The 7,169-nt window shown below is 66.8% G+C and carries 8 protein-coding genes; 5 read left to right on the plus strand and 3 right to left on the minus strand.

Features of this window, described 5'->3' with window-relative positions; all coding sequences use genetic code 11:
• Positions 1-67: 67 nt before the first annotated feature.
• Both DFR50_RS29860 and metC read right to left on the minus strand, forming a co-directional pair.
• On the minus strand, positions 68-1,033 hold the full coding sequence (locus DFR50_RS29860) for a nucleoside hydrolase (RefSeq protein WP_113893745.1): 966 nt from the start codon (positions 1,031-1,033) through the stop codon (positions 68-70).
• Positions 1,033-2,220 carry a cystathionine beta-lyase gene (gene metC, locus DFR50_RS29865; protein WP_113893746.1) on the minus strand — a complete coding sequence of 396 codons (1,188 nt, stop codon included), beginning with the start codon at positions 2,218-2,220 and terminating at the stop codon, positions 1,033-1,035. Before metC ends, DFR50_RS29860 begins: the two co-directional genes overlap by 1 nt.
• 285 nt (positions 2,221-2,505) lie before the next feature.
• On the opposite strand from metC, the gene DFR50_RS29870 reads away from it, so the two are divergent.
• A complete protein-coding gene (locus DFR50_RS29870) occupies positions 2,506-3,180 on the plus strand; it encodes a peroxiredoxin-like family protein (RefSeq protein ID WP_245428231.1) in 675 nt (224 codons plus the stop codon).
• Here the strand turns inward: DFR50_RS29870 and DFR50_RS29875 are convergent.
• The gene (locus DFR50_RS29875) at positions 3,168-4,055 is read right to left on the minus strand and encodes a LysR family transcriptional regulator (protein WP_113893748.1); all 888 of its coding nucleotides are present in this window, start codon (positions 4,053-4,055) and stop codon (positions 3,168-3,170) included. The genes DFR50_RS29870 and DFR50_RS29875 overlap by 13 nt on opposite strands.
• A 300-nt stretch (positions 4,056-4,355) precedes the next feature.
• Here DFR50_RS29875 and DFR50_RS29880 point away from each other — a divergent pair, with 300 nt between their 5' ends.
• The 4 genes from DFR50_RS29880 (at position 4,356) to DFR50_RS29895 (ending at position 6,526) form a co-directional block, all read left to right on the plus strand.
• The gene (locus DFR50_RS29880) at positions 4,356-5,036 is read left to right on the plus strand and encodes a cytochrome b/b6 domain-containing protein (protein ID WP_113893749.1); all 681 of its coding nucleotides are present in this window, start codon (positions 4,356-4,358) and stop codon (positions 5,034-5,036) included.
• A complete protein-coding gene (locus DFR50_RS29885; RefSeq protein WP_113893750.1) occupies positions 5,033-5,803 on the plus strand; it encodes a molybdopterin-dependent oxidoreductase in 771 nt (256 codons plus the stop codon). Before DFR50_RS29880 ends, DFR50_RS29885 begins: the two co-directional genes overlap by 4 nt.
• Entirely contained in the window at positions 5,800-6,120 is a 321-nt protein-coding gene (locus tag DFR50_RS29890; RefSeq protein WP_113893751.1) for a hypothetical protein, read from the plus strand. The genes DFR50_RS29885 and DFR50_RS29890 overlap by 4 nt, the downstream gene beginning before the upstream one ends.
• A gap of 103 nt (positions 6,121-6,223) precedes the next feature.
• A complete protein-coding gene (locus DFR50_RS29895; RefSeq protein ID WP_113893752.1) occupies positions 6,224-6,526 on the plus strand; it encodes a hypothetical protein in 303 nt (100 codons plus the stop codon).
• Positions 6,527-7,169: the final 643 nt, after the last annotated feature.

Genomic DNA, 7,169 nt, shown 5'->3' on the forward strand with positions numbered 1-7,169 from the left:
CTGTCGTTCGCGCCAGCCCGCCCGATCGCGACGACGCTGGCCGGGGGGCAGACGGGGACGGGAAGCGCTAGGCCGCCAGCGCCGCCCTCAGCATCGCCTTGAATTTCTGCGCATCGAACGTCCACAGCACGTCGGCGCCGTCGCTCTCGCCGGCCGCCGCGCCCCAGACGTCGGCGTTGATCGGGTCGGAATTGACGCCCAGCCGGTCGACGACCGTCATGCCGCGGGTGAGCTCGCTTTGCGTCTCGATCGCGACCCGATGGCGCGACCAGGTCAACCCGACCGAGCGGTCGAGCGCCACCGCCATTGCGGTCGGGTCGGCGAGCGACAGGCCGACCTCGCCGGTCTGGACGCGGTAGGCTTCTCTGGCGCGGCTGTTGGCCTCGACCGCGAAGCGCGCCTTTTCCGTGCCCAGCGCCTCGATCGCTGCAACCTCGGCGTCGCTCAGCACCGAGGACCCGCGCGAGACGTGCCAGCCGACCATCTCGATCGGGAGCCGCGAGCGGAAGACGGCGCGCGCCGCCTCGGGATCGACCCAGATGTTGTACTCGGCCGCCGGCGTGACGTTGCCCTCGCAGCACGGCGCCCCGCCCATGACGACGCAGCGGCCGATCCGCGCGGCGAGCTTTGGATCGCGCGCAAGCGCGAGCGCAATGTTGGTGAGCGGTCCGAGGGTCACGAGGGTCAGGCCGGGGTTTTCCCGCGACAGGCGCAGGATCGCGTCGACGGCATGCTCCTGTTCCGGCCCCCGCTGCGGCGGCGGATAGCCTTGGTCGCCGAGCCCGTCGGCCCCGTGGAACCAGTGCGCGTCGCGCAAGGTCCGGATGAGCGGCGCGCCGGCGCCCATGAACACCGGCGCGTCCGAGCCGCAGATCTCGGCGGTGTAAAGCGCATTCCGGGTCGCCTGGCCGAGGGCGACGTTGCCGGCGACCGTGGTCAGGCCGAGCACGCGCACGTCCGGCGCCGCCAGCGCCATGACGATGGCGACCGCGTCGTCGGACGCGGTGTCGGTGTCGATGAGAAAATCGCGCATCACGTCGTCGCCCGCAAACGCGCAAAGCCCCGGTCGAGATCCGCCTTCAGGTCTTCAGAATCCTCGAGGCCGATGCTGAACCGCAGCGCCGGGCCGCCGGGCGCCCATCGCGTCGCGGTGCGGTAGGACGAGCAGTCGAACGGAATCACGAGGCTCTCGTAGCCGCCCCAGGAATAGCCGAGGCCGAACAATTGCAGGCCGTCGAGAAAGGCCGCGACCGCGGCTTCGGAGGCGGGCTTGAGAATCACGCTGAAGAGGCCGGATGAGCCGGAAAAGTCGCGCTTCCAGAGCGCGTGGCCCGGATCGTCGGGCAGGGCGGGGTGGAGGACCCGCAGGACCTCCGGCCGCTCGCTGAGCCAGCGCGCCATCGCGAGCCCCTGCCGTTCCGCCTCGCGCAGCCGCAAGTCCATGGTCCTGAGGCCGCGCAACGCCAGAAACACGTCCTCCGGCCCGGCGGGGATCGCCATCTGCCCAGCGGTGTGGCGCAGGCGCGGGAACCACGCCTCGTTGGCCGAGACGAGGCCGAGCAGCAGGTCGGAATGGCCGGACAGATACTTGGTGCCGGCCTCGATCGCCATGTCGACGCCGTGGGCGTGCGGCGCGAACAAAAGCGGGGTCGCCCAGGTGTTGTCCATCAGCACGGCGGCGCCGCGCGCGTGCGCGGCCTCCGCGATCGCCGGAATGTCCTGGACCTCGAAACTCTGCGAGCCTGGCGACTCGGTCAGCACCGCCCTGGTGTTCTCCCGGAACAGCGCCTCGATCCCTGCGCCGATGCAGGGGTCATAGAAGGTTGTTTCGACCCCCATCCGCTTCAGAACGCCGTTGGCGAAGGCGCGCGCCGGGCCATAGGCGGAGTCGGTGATCAAGAGGTGATCGCCGGCCGACACGGCCGTCATCAGCGCCACCACGATCGCGGCAAGGCCCGAGGGGACGAGCTCGGTTCCCGCCGCGCCGGAAATGTCGCTCCAGGCGGCGGTCAGCGCGTCGGTCGAGGGCGTGCCGTGGGTGCCATAGGTGTAGCGCTGCTCGCGGCTCTTCAGCGTCGCTGCGTCGGGATAGAGTACGGTCGAGCCGCGGAACGGCGGGATGTTGACGAAACCCTGCGACTGCTCGCGGTCGCGCCCGAGGTGCACGAGGCGCGAGCGGGTCTTCAGCGAGGCGCGGGTTTCGTCGTCGAGTTTGGTCATGGGTCTGTGAACAGTCTCGGTCTGCGGTCGGCCGTTGCTAGCACGCTTGCCTTCGGCTTGGCACGCCCGCCGGCCGACTCGTGGGGGTCGGCGGGCGAAGCGGCTTCGCAAGTCGTAAAGCGGCCAAGCCGCTGGTTATCGACTTCATAGCTTGATCGAGGGCGGCGCGAGGTCGAGAATGGCCACGAGGACGGCGGCGTTCGCGACGCGATGGCCGCGGAGAGGGTTGTGACCGAAAAGACATTTGTCGAAATTCTCGAGGCCGCGACCGAGGAAGCCAGGCGAATGGACGCGCCGTTGAGCGTCAGGCTGCAGGCGGTGGCCGACACGGTGCGCGCGCTCAGTCCCGCCTTCGCCGACGTGATCGAGCGCATGGTCGCTCGCCTCGCGGACAACGGCGTGGGGGTGACGGCGCCTCGGCCCGGCGAACCGATGCCGCCGTTTCTCCTGCCCGACGAGACGGGGCGCCTTGTGAGCCTGGCCGGCCTGCTGAAAAGGGGCCCGCTCGTGGTGTCGTTTAATCGCGGGCATTGGTGCCCGTACTGTCGCCTGCACATCGACGCGCTCACGCGCGCCGAGGCGGAGATCGCCTCGCTCGGCGCGCAGATCGTCGCAATTTCGCCGGAAACCTCGGCTTGGGCCGCTGAACTGAAAGCCTACGCGGAGGCGCGGTTCCCGATTCTTTCCGATCTCGACGGCGGCTATGCGCTGGAGCTGAATCTGCTCTTTTGGGTCGGCGACGAGGCCCAGCGCGGCATGGCCGCCGCTGGCGTCGATCTGGCTCAGTTTCACGGCAACGATACCTGGATGCTGCCCATTCCCGCGACCTTCGTCGTCGACGCTGACGGAATCGTGCTTGCGCGCTTTGTCGATCCAGACTACCGGCGGCGCATGGAAGTCGAGGATCTGCTCGAAACGCTTCGCGGTTACGCCACGCGTTCCGCGGATCAGGCTCGATAGGCGCTCCAGTCGGAAGCCCGCAGCATCTTCAGAAGCATGGTGGCGATCGGCGAGCGCGGACGTCCCGCGACGCCGTAGACGCTGACCGACCGCTCCAGGGTCGCGTCCGCGATGCGGAGACGGCGCAAATTGGCCGGAAGGTCGGCGCTCGAAGGCACGAGCGCGACGCCGACGTTGGCTGAAAGCAAGCCGACGACATCGGCCTCGCTGCTCGCCTCATGGCGCTGCAAGTGCGTGAGGCCGCGCTGCTCTAACAGCGCCTCGACGTCTTCGACACCCTCGCAGTGCGACCGGCGAATGATCCTCTCGCCTTGAAGCTCTCGCATCATGATCCGCTGGCGATTGGCGTAGCGATGGCTCTCGCTCACGGCGAGGACGAAAGGCTCCGTGAACAGGGTCCACCGATCGAACCGCTCCCATTCGCCTTTCAGCGGACCCGCGACGCCGAGATCCGCTCCGCCCCTTTTGATGTGGTCAGCAAGGTCGGCGGCGGCTGCGCGGAAGAATTTCAGTTCCATGCCGGCGAAGCTGCGGGAGAGCTCGCTCAGCTGCGGCAGCAGGATCGCGATGTTTATCGATGACGACAGCGCGAGCTTGAGCGGAGTCACTGCGCCGCTCTTCAGGGAGGTCGCCAAAGATCTCGCGGCCGAGGCGCTGTCGAAACATTGCTGCACCAGAGGCAGCATCTTGACGCCAAGGTCGGTGAGGTGCGTCAGCCCGCGTTCTCTCAGCAGCAACTCACCGCCGAGCTCCGCCTCCAGCGTCTGGATCGCCCGGGTGAGGGACGGCTGCGAAACGCCGCATTCCTCCGCCGCCCGGGTGAAGTTGAGCGTCCGGGCGGCGGCGAGAAAGTAGCGGATCTGGTGCATTTCCATCGGGATACCACTTTGATCCGTCCGGCGTCGCAGCGGCTGATCGCCGCGACGATCAAGCGCCGCCGCGGACGCGGCGTTCGCCCCGGGGCCGTCGTGCGTTACCGCGGGCGGAATAGCAGCAATGTATCGATTCCAAAGTCAATGGGGTATGTCGCCAGCGAGGCGCGGCCGGTATTCTCCCTAACGGAGCCCCGATCTCTGTGGAGAATCCGGATCAATGACTTCACCTCGATTTCGCTCTGGCCGGCCCTGCACGATGCAAGCGGCCACAGTGTCTAGTCCCGCACTGGACTACCGATCATGTCAGCCTCGACGTTGAACGCGGCGAGTGGAGTGCGGTCTGCGCGTCTGCGGGTGCATCCGCTCGCCGTTCGGCTTTGGCATTGGATCAACGCCTTCGCGATCGTCATCATGATCACGAGCGGCTGGCGCATCTATGACGCCTCGCCTGTGTTTCCAGGGATCCGGTTTCCTCCGCAAATCACGCTCGGCGGCTGGCTTGCCGGGGCGCTGCAATGGCACTTCGCGGCGATGTGGCTGCTGATGATCAACTTCGCGGTCTACATCCTCTACGGCGTCATGAGCGGGCATTTCGCGCGCAAGATGACGCCGATCGCGCCGCGGGACGTGGTCCATGATCTCGGCGCGGCGCTCTCGTTCAAGCTCGCGCATAACGACGTCACGACATACAACGCCGTCCAGAAGCTTGCCTACGTGGGCGTGCTCGCGGCGATCCTGATCACGATCCTTGCGGGCTTGGCGATCTGGAAGCCGGTTCAGTTTCAGGAGTTGGCCTGGCTGTTTGGCGGCTATGACGGCGCGCGCGTCGTCCACTTCTTCGGCATGGCCGCCATCGTGCTGTTCCTAATCATCCATCTCGCGCTGGTTACGCTGGTCCCGAGCACCTTTCTGCCGATGATCACCGGCGACGCGAAGCCTGCCGGCGCGGCGCCGCAGCACCAGAGGTCGAACGCGCGATGAGACCCAGCGACGAAATGCGGCGGCAGGCGCGCGACCTTTCGATCTCGGTGAGGCCCGAGCTCCGCCTGATTGAACGGCGGCTCTTTCTGCGCCAGACGCTCAGCCTCGGCGCGCTGACGCTTCTGACCGGCTGCGACGCCACCGCGCCGAGCGGGGTGCAATCGATCCTCACCAACATGTCGAAATTCAACGACGCCGTGCAGGCGGCGATCTTCCGCCAAGACAGGCTCGCGCCCACCTTCAGCGAGCAGGACATCACCAAACCTTTCCCGTTCAACGCCTATTATTCCGAGAGTGAGGCGCCGGTCGTCGATCTCGCGACCTACAAGCTCGAGCTTTCCGGCATGATCGCCGACCGAACGCCATGGTCGGTGGAGGCGCTCAGAGGCTTGCCGCAGCAGTCCCAGATCACGCGGCACTGCTGCGTGGAGGGTTGGAGCGCGATCGGCAAATGGGGCGGCGTTCCGTTCGCCGACTTCCTGAAACGCGTCGGCGCGGACCTCACGGCCCGCTACGTCGGCTTCCGCTGCGCCGACAACTATTTCACCAGCATCGACATGGCCTCGGCGCTGCATCCGCAAACCATCCTGGCGTTGACCTATGCGGATGAGCCGCTGCCGGTGAAATACGGAGCGCCCATGAAGTTGCGTATCCCGACGAAGTTGGGCTTCAAGAACCCCAAGCACATTATGGCGATCTTCGTAACCGACACCTATCCGGGCGGCTACTGGGAAGACCAGGGCTACAATTGGTTCGGAGGCATGTGATCGTGATGGGCACGCCTCTTTCGCCCGGCGCGGGCAGGTTTCTCCGCGGGCTTCTGGCGCCGGCTCTTGCGATGTTTCTCGGACCGGCCCAGGCGGCCGAGCGAATGCCAGCCGCCTGTGAAGGGATGACGATGGCGCCCGCGCCTCCAATGCCGGCGCCGTCGGGCATGAAGGTCGATGAGCCGATGCCGACCGGTATGGCCAAGCCGGGCGCCATGAAAGGCGATGTCATGACGTCCGCAGCGCAAAGCAAGCGCTGCATGGATCAGCAGCTCGAGCGCGATCAGACGTCGTTCTCGGCCAATCATAAACAGTAGACTGAGTCGTATTTGTTCGTCAATTTGTCTTGTTTTACTGTTAGACTGCTATAGGTGATTATTAAAAATAACGATCGCTCAACCAAACGGAGGAACAGCAACAATGCTTAAGCTCACGACATCTCTCGCTATCGCGCTCGCGGCGTTCGCCGCGGTTCCGGCCCTCGCCGACGACATGATGATGAAAGACGGCACGATGGTGATGATGCAGCCCGACGGCCACGTGACGACGATGACGCCCTCAGCCGATCAGATGAAGATGGCGCAGGACGCAATGATGAAGCACGGGACGGAAATGAAGGCGCCGGTGATGATGATGATGCATGACGGGCACATGATGATGATGAACGACATGAAAATGGACGACGGGAAGATGGCGTCCGATCACATGATGATGATGAAGTAAGCGCACTCAACGCGAGCGCGCGGTCAGTCGCGCGCTCGCTGACCAAGCGCCTCGGCTTTGCGGAGCGCTATTCGGCGCTCGACGAGTGAAGCTTCCGCTTCGGGCGGACTCTTCGCGTCGGGGTTAAGCGGGCGCGCCACCCCACTCGAGACGTTTTGCGGGCGCGCCCAGCAGCCTCTCGTCGACTGCGGCCGTCGATCCGCATGCAGAGCCAGCGCAGGGCTTCGCGCCCAACGGCCGCCCGACTTCGCCCGGCAAACCCGCGCGTGCCGTTGCGCGCGCAAGCCCGCCCCGGAGCGCCTCCACCAGCATAGTCCGCTCGCCCCTCTCCACCGCGGAGCGCGCGAGGCCGAAGAATCGCCCGACTCGGACTCTCGCCCCCGGCGCGACGCCCGGGGCGGACTTGCCGGCGCCGGCGCAGGCAGGTCGCCGACCCGCCGGCGCGCTCACCGAGCGCGCTCTGCTCCTCGACGCCCGCAGCAATGGGCGCAGAGCCGGCGACGTCCGTCCCCCTGTCGGCCCGGCCCCGCGTTCAGCGCCCTGCGGTGTCCGACATCTGGGGGTTGCCGGCGGCGCGGCTCGGGCTGGCGGTGGCGGCATGGGCGCGGGCGCGGTCGAGCGCCGCCTCCATGTCGGCGTCCGA

This window comes from Roseiarcus fermentans (assembly GCF_003315135.1).
Taxonomy (GTDB): domain Bacteria; phylum Pseudomonadota; class Alphaproteobacteria; order Rhizobiales; family Beijerinckiaceae; genus Roseiarcus; species Roseiarcus fermentans.